12 protein-coding genes are annotated in these 16,419 nt (G+C 74.0%); 3 read left to right on the top strand and 9 right to left on the bottom strand.

Annotation, left to right across the window (positions count from 1 at the left end; genetic code table 11):
- Positions 1-35: 35 nt before the first annotated feature.
- From HDA43_RS24050 to HDA43_RS24015, 8 genes are all read right to left on the bottom strand, one after another.
- Positions 36-2,633 carry a penicillin acylase family protein gene (locus HDA43_RS24050; protein ID WP_179826424.1) on the bottom strand — a complete coding sequence of 866 codons (2,598 nt, stop codon included), beginning with the start codon at positions 2,631-2,633 and terminating at the stop codon, positions 36-38.
- Between the two features lie 262 nt (positions 2,634-2,895).
- Positions 2,896-4,275, bottom strand: coding sequence for a cysteine--tRNA ligase (gene cysS / locus HDA43_RS24045; protein WP_179825368.1), 1,380 nt, complete (start codon positions 4,273-4,275; stop codon positions 2,896-2,898).
- A 92-nt stretch (positions 4,276-4,367) separates the two neighbouring features.
- Positions 4,368-6,221, bottom strand: a complete 1,854-nt coding sequence (locus tag HDA43_RS24040) for a sigma factor-like helix-turn-helix DNA-binding protein (protein ID WP_179825366.1) — start codon at positions 6,219-6,221, stop codon at positions 4,368-4,370.
- Positions 6,222-6,271: 50 nt separating this feature from the next.
- On the bottom strand, positions 6,272-8,329 hold the full coding sequence (locus HDA43_RS24035) for a UvrD-helicase domain-containing protein (RefSeq protein WP_179825365.1): 2,058 nt from the start codon (positions 8,327-8,329) through the stop codon (positions 6,272-6,274).
- 3 nt (positions 8,330-8,332) lie between these two features.
- The gene (locus tag HDA43_RS24030; protein ID WP_179825364.1) at positions 8,333-10,525 is read right to left on the bottom strand and encodes a hypothetical protein; all 2,193 of its coding nucleotides are present in this window, start codon (positions 10,523-10,525) and stop codon (positions 8,333-8,335) included.
- A gap of 111 nt (positions 10,526-10,636) precedes the next feature.
- On the bottom strand, positions 10,637-11,392 hold the full coding sequence (locus HDA43_RS24025; RefSeq protein ID WP_179825363.1) for a class I SAM-dependent methyltransferase: 756 nt from the start codon (positions 11,390-11,392) through the stop codon (positions 10,637-10,639).
- Positions 11,393-11,544: 152 nt separating this feature from the next.
- Positions 11,545-12,621 carry an ABC transporter substrate-binding protein gene (locus HDA43_RS24020; protein WP_179825362.1) on the bottom strand — a complete coding sequence of 359 codons (1,077 nt, stop codon included), beginning with the start codon at positions 12,619-12,621 and terminating at the stop codon, positions 11,545-11,547.
- A 112-nt stretch (positions 12,622-12,733) separates the two neighbouring features.
- Positions 12,734-12,910, bottom strand: a complete 177-nt coding sequence (locus tag HDA43_RS24015) for a putative acetyltransferase (RefSeq protein WP_312873512.1) — start codon at positions 12,908-12,910, stop codon at positions 12,734-12,736.
- Positions 12,911-13,071: 161 nt separating this feature from the next.
- Here HDA43_RS24015 and fdxA point away from each other — a divergent pair, with 161 nt between their 5' ends.
- The 3 genes from fdxA to HDA43_RS24000 all read left to right on the top strand — a co-directional run bounded on the left by fdxA (position 13,072) and on the right by HDA43_RS24000 (position 15,372).
- The gene (gene fdxA / locus HDA43_RS24010) at positions 13,072-13,398 is read left to right on the top strand and encodes a ferredoxin (RefSeq protein WP_179825355.1); all 327 of its coding nucleotides are present in this window, start codon (positions 13,072-13,074) and stop codon (positions 13,396-13,398) included.
- A 172-nt stretch (positions 13,399-13,570) separates the two neighbouring features.
- A complete protein-coding gene (gene dapC / locus HDA43_RS24005) occupies positions 13,571-14,650 on the top strand; it encodes a succinyldiaminopimelate transaminase (protein ID WP_179825353.1) in 1,080 nt (359 codons plus the stop codon).
- Between the two features lie 29 nt (positions 14,651-14,679).
- Positions 14,680-15,372, top strand: coding sequence for a DUF4178 domain-containing protein (locus tag HDA43_RS24000; RefSeq protein WP_312873511.1), 693 nt, complete (start codon positions 14,680-14,682; stop codon positions 15,370-15,372).
- 119 nt (positions 15,373-15,491) lie between these two features.
- On the opposite strand, the gene HDA43_RS23995 is transcribed toward HDA43_RS24000, so the two are convergent.
- Positions 15,492-16,358, bottom strand: a complete 867-nt coding sequence (locus tag HDA43_RS23995; protein ID WP_179825333.1) for a hypothetical protein — start codon at positions 16,356-16,358, stop codon at positions 15,492-15,494.
- Between the last annotated feature and the right edge of the window lie 61 nt (positions 16,359-16,419).

The following is a 16,419-nucleotide window of genomic DNA, read 5'->3' as shown; positions in this document are numbered from 1 at the left end:
CGGTCCCAGGCGCCGCCGGGACCGGCCGGAGGCCGTCAGGGACTGAGCGTCAGGGTGTGGGTGGCGGCCTGCTTCACCGCGTCCTCGTGGAAGGGCATCGGGACGGTCCGTCCGTCGGCCCACAGCGGCGCCTGGTCGGCGTAGTTGTCGTGGAAGGCGTGTCCCGACGCCCCGGTGAGGTTGATCCACTGCGACCTGTCCAGGTCCGACAGGTCGACGACCATGCGCATGGAGGGCAGCCACTGCACGGAGTAGTCCTTCTGGACGTCCCAGCCGGCCGCGTCGACGGCGTCCTTGCTGCCGCCCACCGAGAACGGCCCCCGGTTGAACAGCCACTCGATCGGGGCGATCCCCGAGGTGCCGAAGGTCTGGTTGGTGATCGTCAGCGTGTGCAGGTCGCCCCAGCGCCAGCTCTTGACGTCCGGGCCGAGGCGGTCGCGCAGCTCGTCGTAGGCCAGGGCCATGGCGCGCCGCAGCATGTCGTCACGGGTCTCGACGCCCTTGGTCCGGGAGTCGTCCCAGAACGGGTCGTCCGGCGTCCCCAGCAGGAGGCGGACCACCTCGAACCAGCGGTCGCCGCCGGTCGGCCGGGCGCCCTCGGGCAGGTCGTCGTTGAACGTCTCGATGAGCAGGTGCCGCCAGACGGCGTTGAAGTACATCGCGGGCCCGGAGTCGGCGTCCTGGGAGTAGTCCCAGCCGGACAGCAGCTCGCGGGCGTCCGCGGCGCCGCCGGCCACCTCCAGGTCCAGCAGCCGGGGCACCAGGACGGGGGCGAAGCCGTTGCGGCTGTCCTTCTGGATCTCGCCCATCGTCGAGGCGTCCACCTTGCCCTTCTTCAGCTCGTCCTTCAGCCGGTCGGCGATCCGCTGGGAGCGGTAGCCGTACGACCAGTCCTTGGTGAGCAGGTTCGGGTAGCGCTCGGGGTCGATGACGGCGTTGTTGGCCGTCACGATGTAGCCCTCGGGCGGGTTGTAGACGCTGGGCAGCTCGTCGAACGGGATGACGCCCTTCCAGGAGTACTCCCCGGTCCAGCCCGGCACCGGCCAGGTGCCGTCGCCCCGGCTGCGCACCGGGATGCGGCCGGGCGACTGGTAGCCGATGTTGCCGTCGACGTCGGCGTAGACGAGGTTCTGCGCGGGCACCTCGAACTTGCTCGCCGCGGCGCGGAACTGCTGCCAGTTGCGGGCGGTGTTCAGCTCGAAGATCGCGTCGGCGGTTCGGCCCGGTTCGAGCGCCGTCCATTTCAGCGCCACGGCGTCGGCCTTCTCCCCGAAGGCGGCGTCGGCGCCGGTCATGGTGTCCTTCACGTCGTCCATGACGTCGGACATGATCGGCCCGTGCATGGTCTCGCGGACCTTGAGGCGGACCGGGTCGCCGCCCGCCACCCGGATCGTCTCGGTCCTGGTGGACAGCGGCTTCCAGGAGCCCATGTAGAGGTAGGAGTCGTCCTTGACCCGCTCCAGGTACAGGTCGGCGACGTCGGGCCCGAGGTTGGTGAAGCCCCAGGCGATCCGGTCGTTGTGGCCGATGATCACGCCGGGCACGCCGGAGAAGGTGAATCCGGTGAGGTCGAACGCGCACTCGGCGTTCACCGTACGGCAGTGCAGTCCGGCCTGGTACCACACCGAGGGCATGTTGGGCGACAGGTGGGGGTCGTTGGCCAGCAGCGGCTTGCCCGATCCGGTGTGCGAGCCGCCGACCACCCAGGAGTTGGAGCCGATGCCGCTGGAGTCGGCGCTGTCGCCCATCAGGCCCGGCACCGCGCGCAGGGCCCGCGAGGCGCGGGCCAGCGCGTCCGTCCCGGCGCCGGCCGGCGTGCCGGCGCCCGTTCCGGTGCCGGTCGGCGTGCCCGCGCCCGTCCCGGCGTCGGCCCGCGCGTCGGCGGCGTCCTTGTCGCCGGGTTCCCGGTTCTGGTCGAACCCGCGGTCGGTGAGCGCGCCGCGGGTGACGATCGGCTGGTGGGTGTCGAAGGGGTAGCCGGGCCAGAGCTGCCCGACCCGGTCGGCCGGCAGTTTGCTCGCCGCGAGCGCCCGGCCGATCTCGGCGTCCATGTTGGAGCGCAGGTCCCAGGCCATGGCCTTGAGCCAGGCGAGGGAGTCCACCGGGGTCCAGGGCTCGGGCTGGTAGCCGAAGTTGGTGAGCTTGAGGACCGCGTACTCCAGGCTCCGGTCGGCGAAGCCCGGGTTGCGCTTCATCCAGGAGTTCACGCCCTTGGCGTAGGCGTCGAGGTAGCGCCGGGTCCGCTCGTCGAGCAGCGGCAGCTCCTTCTCGGCCACCCTGCGCCAGCCCATGGTGCGGATGGCCTTGTCCTCGGGCAGGGTCGCCGAGCCGAACATCTCCGACAGCCGCCCGGCGGTCACGTGCCGCCGGAAGTCCATCTCGAAGAAGCGGTCCTGCGCGTGCACGTAGCCCTGGGCGAGGAGGAGGTCCTCGGCGGAGTCGGCGTAGATCTGCGGGATGCCGGACTTGTCGCGGTAGACGGTGACCTTCCCCGACAGGCCGTCCACCTTCAGATCGCCGGAGAGCTGGGGGAAGGACGAGCGAACGGCCCATACGCCCACCCCGGCGATGACGACCGCGAGTACCACCACGACGGTGAACGCCCGAGCCAGCCACCTGAGCGGCCGGGGCATCCAGGCATACGGCCGGAACCTCACAAAGACCTCCTATGCGACGTGCTCGAACAAGTTTGGCAGCACCCTGGAGCGGGAGCGCCGCTTCCGAGCCCGTCGAGAGGACGGTCGGGGACATCGTCGCGCCGAACGCCCTGGCACCCGGCGTTCCGGAGGGCTCCGGGGCCCTCTGGAGCCCTCCGGAGCCGGACGGAAAGGGACGGAGCCCTCCGGAGCCGGACGGAACGGGAGCCCGGTTTCCGAGCCCCTCAGGAACGTCCGGTCAGGACCAGATCTGGCCCTCCGGGGCGTCGGCCACCCGGACGCCCAGGGCGGCCAGCTCGTCGCGGAGGCGGTCGGAGGCGGCCCAGTCCCCGGCCTCCCGCGCCCGCTCCCGCCGGTCCAGCAGCTCGGCGGCGCCCGGGGGCAGGCTCGGGGTCCGGCCGATCTCGGACGCCAGGTCCAGGGCGAGGATCCGGTCGAGGTGGAGGAACGCCTCCAGCCGCGAGCCCGGCGCGATCGACGCGTCGCGCTCCAGCTCGCGCAGCAGCCGCAGGGCCAGCGGGGTGTCCAGGTCGTCGTCGAAGGCGGCCTCGACCGCCGCGACCCGCTCGGCGGGCATCGGCCGGCTCGGCGACTCCGACCACCCGGCCACCCGGGAACGCCAGCGCCGCAGGGTGCGGTCCGCGGCCCGCAGGGTGTCCCAGGTGAGGTTCATCTGCCGGCGGTAGGGGTGCTCCAGCATCGCCAGCCGTACGGCCAGCGGGTCGAGGCCCGCCTCGGCGACGTCCGACAGCAGGACGACGTTCCCGGTGGACTTGGCCATCTTGCGGCCCTCGAAGAGCAGGTGCTCGCCGTGGATCCAGTGGGCGACCACCTCGCGGCCGACGGCCGCGTCGGACTGGGCGCGCTCGTCCTCGTGGTGGGGGAAGCGCAGGTCGATCCCGCCGGTGTGCACGTCGACGCGCTCGCCGAGGAAGCGCAGCGACATGGCCGAGCACTCGACGTGCCAGCCGGGGAAGCCGCGCCCCCAGGGCGACTCCCAGGTCAGCTCCCGGTCGGCGGGCTTCCACAGGGCCCAGTCGGCGTGGAAGCGCTTACGCTCGTCGACGCCCGCCACCCGGTGGCCGGGCCGCAGCCGGTCCAGCCGGTTGCCGGAGACCTCGCCGTAGGAGGGGAAGGAGGCGGCGTCGAAGAAGACCGACCCGTCCGGCGTGGCGTAGGCGTGCCCCTTCTCGACCAGCTTCGCGATCAGCTCGATCATCGGCTCGATCGTCTCGGAGGCGCGGGGGGAGTGCTCCGGCGGCCGGATGTTCAGGGCGAGGGTGTCGGCGAGGAACGCCTCCTCGTAGGACCGCGCCAGTTCGAGGGCGGAACGGCCCTCGGCCCGCGCCCGGGCCAGGACCTTGTCCTCGCCGGTGGGGTCGATCTCGGAGTCGTCCACCAGGTGCCCGACGTCGGTGACGTTCCGGCAGACGGCCACCCGGACCCCGCGCCGCTCGCAGACCCGGCGGATGAGGTCCGACAGCAGGTAGGACCGCAGGTTGCCCAGGTGCGCGTGACGGTAGACGGTCGGCCCGCAGGTGTACATGCGCATCGAGCGGGCCCCCTCGGCGAGGACCGGCTCGACCCGGCGGTTCCGCGTGTCGTACAGCCGCAACATGTCCCGAGCCTAACCGCCGGCCGCGCGCGGCGGCCGGCCCGGGACCGTACGGCCCCGGGCGGGGTGCGACCGGGAAGGTGAGCCGGGCGGGGTCAGGCGGCCGTGCCCTCCAGCAGCGCCAGGATCTCCCGGTCGCCGCGCTCGCGCAGCCGCGCCAGGACCTCCTCGCGGCCCACGCCCTCCGGCAGGCCGATGCGGGCGCCGATCAGCCGGAGCCCCTCGGCCTCGGAGGCGACCGGGGCGGTGTAGCCGATCAGGTGGAGCGCCCGGTTCAGCGACGGCAGGTTCGGCTGGGCGGCCGGCAGGAAGCGGGTCAGCAGCTCGCCGCCGTCGGAGACGGTCAGGAAGATGTGGTCGCCCTCGGAGGCGTTGGCCGCCACCAGGATCGGGCGGATCGACCCCATCGTCGGCTGGTTGTGCCAGCTGATCACCACGTCGCCCGAGGGGGTGGCCGCGGTGAGCTGGCCGCCAGGGGCCATGCCCAGGTGGGCGGCGAACCCGGTGGGCAGCGGGGAGCCCGAGCCGCGCAGGTGCTCGGCGTTGATGTCCACCCGGTGCCACCAGCGCCCGTCGCGGCTGCGGAAGCAGCGCCGGGTCGCCGAGACGTCACGGCGCGGCTGGTAGTCGGCCTGCTCGGTGCCGGCCACCCGGATCCACCCGCGCTGGGTGCGCTCGAAGCCGGGGCCGCCCGCGTAGGCGCGGACCGAGCTCTCGCTCACGTCGTAGCGGGAGGTGAGGTTCGCCACGATCGTGTTGACCGACTCCTCGCCGCCCGCCCGCTCGATCTCCCGGACGATCATCTCCCGGATGCCGAGGTACTGGTCGCCGCCCCAGCGGGTCAGGCCGTACTTGTTGCGGTCGAGCCGCAGGAACCGGTCGTCGGCGGTGAGCTGGTTGCGGATGCCGACGAGGCTGTAGTCCTCGCCGATGCGCTCCTGGATCTCCTCGGGCGTCAGCGCGCTGCCCGACACCGCGAGCACGGCCTCGGCCTTGTCGTTGACGCTGCGCGGCCACGGCACCACGTGGTTCTCGAAGACCCGCAGCTGCGGGACCGAGACGAGCCAGCGCTCGGCCACGTCCTCGCGGATGCCGAGCTGGCTGACCAGCGTGACGGCCTCCTCCAGCGGGCGGGGGCCGTCGGCGAACAGCTGCCGGGTCTTCTCGCGCAGCTCGTCGGCCCCGCCGGCGACCAGCCAGCCGTCCACCTGCTCGTAGCCGGTCAGCAGGGTCCGCACGAACCGCCAGGCCGGGATGCCCAGCGTGGCGAGGTCGGTGCGGTGCCACGGCACCGCCGCGGCGAGGTCGTCGGCGGGTACGGCGGAGCCCAGCCGGCCCCGCAGCCACGACACGTGGGCGACCAGCGGCGCGGCGCCCTCGCCGGCCAGCCACGCCTCGACGTGGTCGCGCAGGTCGCGCTCGATCTGCCGGATGCGCTCCCTGGTCACCGAGAACCGCTGGGCCAGGTCGTCGAGCGTGGCGCGCTGGGAGGCGTAGAGGCGGTCCCTGGCGATGGCGCGCTGCCGCTCGTCCAGGTCGGCGAAGACCTCGTCGATCAGCTCCGGCAGCGGCCGGTCCGGCCGGGCGGGGCGCGTCCGGGCGGCGACGCTCTCCGGGGTGACCGGTTCGAGCAGCCGCTCCAGCACCTCGGTGAACAGCCTGTGCACCGCCTCGCGGCCGAGGCCCTCGGACATGCGGACGCTGGCGGCCGGGTCGGTGAACCTGAGCAGCGGCAGGACGTCACCGAGCGTCAGATGTCCCCAGCACGTCAGGGCGAGGTCGGCCAGACGTCCGGCGACCTCGGAGGTCCCGATGGCGGCGCATGCCCGGTCGAGCGGTAGCGCCTGCCACCACGCCTCGGGGAGACGGGGATCGGTTGCGATCGGCGCGACCTGGCCGGGGGAGGTCCAGCGCAGGGGTGGCACGATGTCGCTCAGGCTGAGGTTCATTGAGGTCCAACCGGCAAAAGGGGAATATATCCGCAGTTCAGAATATGTACTCAGGTGGGAAGGAAGGGGCTGGCGCGTCCTGTGTGAGACACGTAGAGCAGCTCTCTGGCCCGGGTGCAGGCCACGTAGAGCAGGCCGCGCTCACGTTGCAGGTCGTGCGCCCGCGCGGCGGGGTCCTCCGCGGCGGGGGTGAGCGCTCCTGGGGCGGGCACGATCCCGTCGGTCACGCCGATCACGGCGACCCGCCGGAACTCCAGACCCTTCATTCCGTGCAGTGTCGTCACTCCCACCCCCAGATCGCGCAGCGCGGCCCGGGCGTCGCGCACCAGACCGGCGGTCCTGGCGGCCACCCCGATCTCCCGCGGCGGCACGCCGTCCCGGACCCACTCTCTCACCTGGACCGCCAGACCGGTCAGTTCTTCCTCCGGCGAATCGTAGGCCCGCACCATCGGGCGGGGCCCGTGTCCGGGCGAGCGGAAGCCATACATCTCCTGGGCGCCGTTCACCAGGCCGTCGGCGGGCCCGCCGCCGCGCAGCCGCACCGCCCACGCGAGGATCTCCTGCGGCAGCCGGTGCGACACCCGCAGCCGCGTCGTCACCGCGTCGATGCCGACCGAGCCCAGCGGCACCCGCGTGTCGAGGACGCGCTGGTGGGGGTCGCCGGTGATGAACAGGTCGTCGGGGGCGTACGGCACCGCCGCGCGCAACAGCCGCCACTGCGCCGGATGCAGGTCCTGCGCCTCGTCCACCACGATGTGCCGGTACGGCTCGCGGGACGGCTCCTCGTCGCCCAGCAGGTCGCCGGTCGTCCGGCCGAGCAGCAGCGACGCCTCCGCCGCGAGCTGGAGCAGGGTGCGCTTGCCCCGCTCCCGCAGCCGCCCGGTGACGTGCTCGACCGCCCGCCACACGGCCTCCCGCTCGGCGGGCCCGAGGTCCACGCCGCGCCCCGGGCGGGGAGCGGCGAGATACTCCTCCAGCGTCCGCAGGTTCTGCGCCAGCACCACCTGCTCCCACTCGCGCAGCAGGAACGCCGGGCTGCGGCCGCCGCCGCTCTCCTCCCAGAGGGCGACCAGATCGGCGGAGTCGGCCAGCGCGGGCGCGCGCCCCTCGGCCTCGGAGACGACCCGGTGCGCCAGGCGGTCGACGTTGCCGACCTCGATCCGTTCCCGGACCTCCTCGTCCTCCGCCAGCAGGTCCAGCCGGGCGGACAGGTCGGCGCTCAGCTTCTGCGAGAACGTGACCAGCAGCACCGGGCCCGCGCCGCGCCGCGCCAGGCAGACGGCCCGGTGCAGGGCCACGAGGGTCTTGCCGGTGCCCGCGCCGCCGGTGACCAGCACCGGCCGCTCGTACGGCCCGTGGTAGGCCAGCCGGTGCTGCGGCGGGTGCAGGAAGACGCACCAGTCCGGGGCGTCGAGCACGTGGTTCAGCTCGCGCGGGCTGCCGACGAAGACGGCCCGGTCCGGGCTGCGCAGGAGCGCCGCGGCGAAGTCGTCCGGATCGACCGGGCGCCCGTCCGGGGGGACCGCGCGGCAGGCGTCCAGCTCCCGCCACGCCCCGGCCAGCGACTCGCCCCGGGCCAGCGCGGCGAGCGGCTGGTACTGCGTCGGGGGCAGCAGCGGCTCCAGCGCCTCCAGGGCGAGGTCGTCGGTGATCAGCCGGATCAGCGGCAGCAGCCGCCGGTCGACGCCCAGCTCGGCCAGGTCGGTGTCGCAGTTGTCGGCGAACAGCCGCGCGGAGGTGGCGGCCGCGGCCCGGCGCAGCGCGGGCTCGGCCCGGCCGAGCGCCTCGGCGTCCCACATCTCGACCACGCCCAGCGCGGTGTTGACCCCGAACCGGTGACGCCGGCCGTAGGCCCACGCCTCGGCGTCGGGCAGCACGGTCAGCAGCCAGTGGACGTCGCGCTGCCTGACCACGACGCCGCGGTGCCCCTCGGCCAGCCGGAGGGTGGCGACCCGGGGGTCGCCGGCCCCCCTGATCCGCTCCGGGTGCGGCGCGCCCGCCACGCCCTGCATGAACCGGCGCACCGCGACCACGACGTCCCGGCGCGCCGGCTGGGCAAGGGCGCCGAGTTCCGCGGGGAACTCCGGGGAGATGGCGAGCCGGGGCATCGGCTACGCCAGCAGGGACAGCAGGTCGCGGTCCCCGCGCTCTCGCAGCCGGCTGAGCAGGTCGGGCGAGCTGACCGGCCCCGTCAGGCCGACCCGGGTGGCGATGACCCGGACGGCCTGCTCGGGGGTGCCGCCCGGGGCGGTGTAGCCGACCAGTCGCAGCGCCCGGGCGAGCGGCTCGTCGTCCGGGTCCGCCGCGGGCAGGTGCCTGGCTCGCAGCACCCCCTCGTCCGACAGCGTCAGGAACAGGTGGCTTCCCTCCTTGGCGCCCACGTCGGCGAGGAGCGGTCCCAGCGACGAGAGGACGGGCCCCTCGCGCCAGCTCAGCGTGACCTCGCCCACCGCGCTGTCCACCGTACGGGCGGCGCCGGGCGACACTCCCAGGTAGGCGGCGAAGCCGCTGGGCAGCGGGCACTCGTCGCCCCGCAGGTGCTCGGCGGTGATGTCGACCCGCAGCCACCAGCGGCCGTCCGGCTGCCGGAAGCAGCGCCGGGTCACCGATACGTCCTTCAGCGGGCGGAACGGCGACCGGCCCGCCTGTCCCGCCGCGCCGGGCCGTCCGCCGGCCTCACCGGGCGGCCGGTCCGCCTCCCGGACGGGGGTGTCCGGCTCCCGGCCCGTGTTCTCCGCCGAGGCCCGCGGCGGGGGGGCCTCGGCCTTCTCTCCGGCCCTCTTCGGCTCTTTGGGCCCCTTGGAGTCCTTCGGACCCCTGGCCTCCTTGGGACGCCCGGCCTGGGACCCGCCGCCCTGGCGCTGGGGGACCTTCTGCCCGGCGCTGAGGATGCGGAGCTGGGGGACGTTCTCCAGCCACTCCTTGGACACGTCGGGATGGATGCCCAGCGAGGCGACCAGCGACAGCGCCTTGGTCATGGTCAGCGGCGGCTTCGCGCGGCTGATCACGTCGCGGGTGTGGTGGCGCAGCGCCACGATGTCGCCCTCCACCAGCCACTCGTCGACCAGGTGGTAGCCGTCCAGGGTGGCCAGCACGAACTGCCAGGCCGGAACGTCGAGGGAGGACAGCTCCCGCCGGTGCCAGCCGGCGGCCGAGACCAGGCGCGACTTGGGGGCCGCCTTGCCGAGGGTCCGCCTGACCTCCGCCAGGTGCTCCCGGTACGGCGCCGCCTCCGGTGAGGCGAGCCATTCGGCGAGCCGCCGCCGCAGGTCCGCCTCCACCTCGGCGATGGCGGCGGGCGGCACCGCGAAGAGCTTGGCCAGCGCCTCCACCGCGGCGGGGTCGTCGCTGAACACCCTGTTCTGCGCGACGGCCCAGCTCCGGTCGTCCAGGCCGGCGAAGGCCGCGTCCAGCAGGTCGGGGAGGTCGGAGGGCGTGTGCTCGGCAGCGGGCCCGGCCGGGTCCGCGTCGTCCGCCGCGGCTCCGGCGTCCGCCGCGGCCGGTGACGCCGCGGGGGGCGGGCCGGGGGCGGGCGCGGGGTCCGGCTCGGCCTCGGCCACGGGGTCCGGTTCGGGTTCGGCGGCCTGTTCGGCCGCGCGGGCCGGCTCGTGCTTCGGCTCGTGCTCCGGTTCGGGGTCCGCGGCGGGTTCCGGGTCCGGGGCCGGTTCCGAGTTCGAGTCCGGGGCCCGGTCCGGGAGCGGTCCGGGCCCGGAGCCGGGGACCGGCCCGGCCTCGGCCTGGAGAGCCTCGGGGACCCGGGGAGCCTCGGGGACCCGGGGAGCCTCAAGGATCCGAGGGGCCTCGTGGGCCTCGTGATCCGGCTCGTGGGCCTCGGGAGCGGCGGAGGCGAGGGGGGCGGCGGGCACGGACGCCGGGGAGCGGTCGGCCTCGGCCCGCTCGGGGTGGGCGAAGCGGTCGAACGCCGCGCAGAACAGCACGTGCACCACGGGGAACGCCTGGATGAAGGGCTGGTCGCGCAGCTCGCGGCCGGTGAGGGCGAGCAGGCCCGCCCAGGAGCCGGTGCGGTCGAGCGCGATGGCGGTGCACGGCTCGTCCGCCTCGTCGGGGTCCAGGACGTACAGCGCGGGCAGCACGTCGCCCACGGCGGCAGCCGGCCAGTGATCCAGGGCGATCCGGGCCAGCAGCTCCGCCAGCCGTTCCGTGCCCAGCACGGCCAGCACCCGGTGCAGCGGCAGGCTGCGCCACCAGGCGTCCGGCAGGTCGGGCTGGTCGGCCAGCTCCGGGATCGTGGCCGCGTCGCTCCAGCGCAGCGGCGGCACGAGGTCACTCAGACAGAAGTTCATCCGCTCCCCTTCCCAGCCCCTCCAGCCGCCCGATTCGCTTCACGTCGCCGGGGAACGAGACTTATGGAACAGACCATAGTCTGGCAAATCACCCCGGCGCATCGGGCCGGTTCAGCGGCGTACGGCCGCGAACCTGAGCCGCACGTAGTCCGCCATCCAACCGGTCTCCCGGCGCAGCGCGGGCGCGGCCAGCTCGTTGACCCGGCGCAGCAGCGGCTCGACCATCCCGGTGGGGACCGTGCGGAGCAGTGACCCGGCGAACATCCGCACCCAGCCGGCCGCCCCGTCCGGGCACTCGTCCATGGGGGTCGGCCGGTCGAAGTACTCGAGCAGCCGGACGACGAACCCGCCCCGCTCCAGCCGCGCGGCGTACTCGGCCGGGGTCGGGAAGTACCACGGCAGGTCGGGCTCGGGCAGCCCGTGCTCCCGCCAGGCGGTGGACATCGCCGCCGTCAGCGCGGCGCAGTTGCCCGCGCCGCCCATCTCGGCGACGAACCGCCCGCCCGGCGCCAGTGCCTCCCGCACGCTGGCTATCACCGCGTCCGGCTCGCGGCCCATCCAGTGCAGCGCGGCGTTGGAGAAGACCGCGTCGTACGGCTGGGCGACCGTGAAGTCGCTGCCGTCGCCGACGATGAAGTCGATCCCGGGGTACTGCGCCAGGGCCTTCTCGATCATCGCCGCCGAGCCGTCGATCCCGAGGACGTGGGCGCCCCGGGCGGTGATCTCGGCGCTCAGCACCCCGATGCCGCAGCCGAGGTCGACGACCCGCTCACCTGGCCGCGGGTCCAGCAGGTCGACCAGGGGCGCGCCGTACGCGGAGACGTATCCGAAGCCGGTGTCGTGGGCGCGAACGCTCCACCTCGTCATGCCGGGGGTGTCGTTTAGCAAGACGTCAGCTCTCTTCCGAACACCACGGCCTCTTGCCGGTGCTCCCGAGACACTTTAGAGCCTCGGAGATGCCCCGACATATCAGTCCGAGAAGCCCCTTTGGTGAGCGACCGTCCCACGGGTTCCTTATGTCAGTCGGCCTTCTTCGCGTCCCAGCGGTGGCGGAGGTAGCCCTTGGCCGCGTCGATCTCCGACACGGTCAGGTAGACCGGCTCGGCCCTGGTCGCGGGCAACTTGGCCGCCAGCGCCTGGTCGAGGGCGCCGCGCATCCGCAGGGCCTCCGTCCGCACCGGGCGGGCGTAGCCCTTCATCATGAGGTTCTGGCCCCGGTCGGAGAACAGGAACTCCTCCCACAGGCGCGCGGCGGCCGGGTGCGGGGCGTTCCTGCTGATCGCCTGCACGTAGTAGCCGCCGAGCGCGGTGCCGCCCGGGACGACGACCTTCCAGCCGGGCCGGCCCGCCCCGGCCGCCGCGGCGGCCCGTGCGGCGTTCTGGTAGTCCCAGTCGATGACGGCGTTGGCCGCCCGCTCCGCGGGCGCGAGGTTGCCCGCCTTGCGCAGGCGGTCGAAGAACTCCACGCCCCGCTCCACCCTGGCGCCGCCGTCGCCGAGGGACACCGCCATCACCCCGCCGAAGGCCGCCGCGGACTGCCGGGGGTCACCGGGCAGCGCGACGCGGTAACCGGGCTTGAGCAGGTCGGCGTAGGACGAAGGGGCCGCGACCTTCGAGGAGTCGTAGGCGATGGACATGTAGCCGCCGTACCCGGCGTACCAGCGCCCCGCGGGGTCCTTGACGCGGTCGGGGATGTCCTGCCAGCCCTGCACCCGGTAGGGGGCGAAGGAGCCGGCGTGGGCGACCGCGACCTCCAGGCTCAGGTCGAACACGTCGGGCCTGAGCCTGCCCGCGGCCTGGATCTCCCGCTCGCTGCTCGCACCGGGTTCGAGCTGATCGACCTTGACCCCGTACTCCCGGGAGAAGGTGTCGATGATCTCGCCGTAGTTGATCCAGTCGCGCGGCAGCCCGATCACGGTGAGCGTGCCCTCCTTGCGGGCCGCCTCGACCAGGCGGTCCATGGTCGAGAACCCCTCCAGCATGGAGGCGGCGTCCACCTTGACCGGTGGAAGCTGCCTGGTCTCGGTGGCCGGGGCGCCACACCCGGCGATCGTGGCGACGAGGAGCACGGCGGCGGCGCTGATGCGTACGGTCACCCATCGGATACTCGCCGCGACACGCGGGGCGGTCGAGGAGGCGCGGCCGTTCTTGGGAAAGGGGTTACGCCGGGATCATCGGAGAACGGGCGCGGGTCCTCGGGGAGCGGGCCTAACCCCGGCGTTCCGGCACGATCCTGGCCGCCGCGAGCGTGTCCTCGGCGATCTCCACGAGGGAGCCGTCGCGCCTGCGCACGCCCAGCGTGCCGTCGCGCCAGAACTCCAGCACGCCCACCGCGTCCCGGAACCCCTCGGGGACCCGTCGTCGCGTGGTTACCCTTTTCCCCACGTCGGATGGGGTTATGGTGATGACGAGGCGAGCGCCGAGGCCTGGGGCCATCGTTTTTGCCCCCTCCCGTTTCGGACATGTGACGGGCACGGCAATACTAGGGCGTAGCAACCCCGCGGTCGAAGTCGCGCCTAGGTGCGTAAAGGAAGAAGGAGCCCGAGGTGACCTACGTCATCGCGCAGCCTTGCGTGGACGTCCTGGACAAGGCGTGCATCGAGGAGTGCCCCGTCGATTGCATCTACGAGGGCGAGCGCATGCTCTACATCCACCCCGACGAGTGCGTGGACTGCGGTGCGTGCGAACCCGTCTGCCCCGTTGAGGCGATCTTCTACGAGGACGACCTTCCCGAGCAGTGGAAGGACTTCTACAAGGCCAACGTGGAGTTCTTCGAGGAACTGGGCTCCCCCGGCGGCGCCTCCAAGGTCGGAAAGATCGAAAAGGACCACCCGGTCGTCTCGGTCCTGCCCCCGCAGGCCGAGGGCCACTGAGCGACACCGAGCGTCACCGAGCGCACGCCGGCGGGCGGCGGCGGCACGGAGCCGCCCCGCCCGGCGAGGCTCCGCCCTCCCCGGCGGAGCCGCCCGGCCCCGCCGCGCGGGGCCACACCGATGACAAGCCATCTCCCGCGCCGGCGGGGGAGACGTCCAGCGGGGGAGAGCCGTGATCGATCTGCCTGACTTCCCATGGGACCGGCTCACGCCGCTGAAGGAGCTCGCGGGGTCGCATCCCGAGGGGATCGTCGACCTGTCGGTGGGCACCCCCGTCGACCCGGTCCCCGCCCTGGTACGGCAGGCCCTGGCGGACGCCTCCGACAGCCCCGGATACCCGCTCACCCACGGCACCGAGCGGCTCCGCGCCGCCGCGGCCGGCTGGCTGCGGCGCAGGCACGGGGTGACCGTCGACCAGGCGGACGTGCTGCCGCTGATCGGCTCCAAGGAGCTGGTGGCCTGGCTGCCCACGCTGCTCGGCGTCGGCCCCGGGCAGCGGGTCGTCTTCCCCGAACTGGCCTACCCGACCTACGACGTCGGGGCCCGCCTCGCGGGCGCCGAGCCGTACGCCACCGACGGGCTGCTCTCGCTCGGCCCGGAGCGGGTGCCGCTGGTCTGGGTCAACTCCCCGTCCAACCCGACCGGCAAGGTCCTGCCCGCCGAGCACCTGCGCAAGGTCGTCGCCTGGGCGCGCGAGCGCGGGGCCGTCATCGCCTCCGACGAGTGCTACATCGAGCTGGGCTGGGAGGAACGGCCGGTCTCGATCCTGCACCCGGACGTGTGCGGCGGTTCGCACGAGGGCCTGCTCGCCGTCCACTCGCTGTCCAAGCGTTCCAACCTGGCGGGATACCGCGCCGGGTTCGTCACGGGCGACCCCGCGCTGGTCAGGCGGCTGCTGGAGGTCCGCAAGCACGCCGGCATGATCGTGCCCGGACCGGTGCAGGCGGCGGCGGCCGCCGCCCTGGACGACGACGGGCACGCCGACGAGCAGCGCGCCCGCTACGCCGCCCGGCGCGCGGCGCTGCGCCCCGCGCTGGAGGCGGCCGGCTGGAAGATCGACCACTCCGTCGCCGGGCTGTACCTCTGGGCCTCCAACGGCGCCGACTGCTGGTCGCAGGTCCGCGAGCTGGCCGAGAAGGGCATCCTGGCGGCCCCCGGCGACTTCTACGGCCCGGCCGGCGCGTCGCATGTCCGGATCGCGGTGACCGCGACGGATGAGCGGATAAGTGCGGCGGTGCGGCGCCTCCAGTAGGATCCGGCGCCATGATCTCTGGGGCCGCCGTGGCAGTCGGACTGGGCGTGGTCGCCCTCGTCCTGCTGGCCGGCGTGTTCGTGGCGGCCGCCCGGCGGAGCGGGCGGCGCTCCGCGCGCCGCTCACCGGCTGGGACGCCCCCCGCGCGGGCCGTGCCAGCCGGGACCGCGCCGCCGCCCACCGGGGCCGCGCCGCCGTCCGCGTCGCCGTCCGGGCCGGAGGCGGGCCACGCCGGCGTCGACCATCCCGACCCCCGCGCCATCAAGGTGGGCGACACCATCGAGTGCCAGGGCGCGCGGAGCCGCGTCATGGGAGCCCTGTACCTGTCATGGCAGGGCAACCAGTGGACCGAGTACCTCCTCGACGACGGCTCCCGCCGCGACCGGTGGCTGTCGATCGAGACGCGCCCCGGCTCCGACGACGCCCTCCACCTGGAGGTGCTGCTGTGGACGCGGGTGCCCACCCAGGGCATGATCCCCGCGAAGACCACGCTGACCGTCGAGGGGGTCGAGTTCTTCCCGGTGGATCGCGGCACGGCCGCCTTCCGCGGAGAGGGCGTCAGCATGCCCGAGCGGGGGCTGCTCGACTTCGCCGACTACCGCGCCGCCGACGGCCGGCTGCTCAGCTTCGAACGGCTCCAGGGCCACCGCTGGAGGTCCTTCCACGCCCAGCCGCTGCCGCCCGGTTCGATCACCTTCCACCGGCGCGCCGACCTCGCCTGACGGGAACCCCGGCCCGGCACGGGCCGGAACCGGCTCCCGGCACGGAACCGGGCGGCGCGGGTCCGGGGCGGCGCGGGTCCGGGGCGGCCGGGACCTCCGCCGGCGGTGGAGCGGACCCCTCAGGAGATCTCGACCCGCGCCGCCGTCGCCGCGGCGTCCGGGCGCCAGCCGTCCTCGCCCTTCGCCGACGTCCAGGCCCGGCCGTCGTAACGGATCCGGCGCAGCCCGAACTCCTGGGCGTGCGCCACCGACCAGGAGGCCACCAGCCAGCCGCGCCTGCGCGAGCCGGTGTCGAGCGTGGCGCCGGGCCCCAGGGCGCGGGCCAGCCGCCGCCTGGCCCGCTCGGTGGCGGGCGGCGGCGTCGCGCTCGCCGGCTTCGCCGTGGCGCGCACGGCCGTGGGACTCTTGCTCGGCTTCGGGGGGAACCAGCAGTGCACGGCCCCGGGAACCCGCCCGGTGAACGCCGCGGCCAGGATCTCCCCGTCGTCCTCGTGCTGGGCGTAGGCCGACCCGTCGGCCGAGCGCTGCACCCGCTGGGCCGCCTCGTGGAGCGGCAGCTTGCGGTAGTTCTTGACCTTCACCAGCGCCGAGAAGAACTTCCCCGTGGCGTAGACGGGGTCCACGAGCTGCTCGGGCTTGCCCCAGCCCTGGGAGGGCCGCTGCTGGAACACCCCCACCGAGTCGCGGTCGCCGTAGGTGAGGTTGTAGAGCTTGGACTCCTGGATGCCGGTGGCGTAGGCGATGACCACGGCCCGCTCGGGCAGCTTCCTGCGGGCCGCCACCGCGGCGATGACGGCGGCCACCTGGGCCTGCTCGATGTCCAGGTCGCGGGTGCCCTTCGGGGTGGTGACCCGGCAGCCCTCGCCGGGCCCGGCGAGGGTGGGGACCCGATGGAGAAGCTTGAAGACGCCCACGGTGATGGCCACCGCGAGCAGGACCACGATCACGATGATCGCGATGACCCCTTTGGAGAAGCGCCGTCGCACCCTGAAGAACCTACCGGTACGGCGAGGCGCGGGGATCCGCCTCCGGGCCGTCCATCCGGCC

The sequence above is a fragment of the Streptosporangium sandarakinum genome (assembly GCF_013409935.1).
Taxonomy (GTDB): Bacteria; Actinomycetota; Actinomycetes; order Streptosporangiales; family Streptosporangiaceae; genus Streptosporangium; species Streptosporangium nondiastaticum.
The sequence above is the reverse complement of the archived record's forward strand: the minus strand, read 5'-3'. Positions and strand labels throughout refer to the sequence as shown.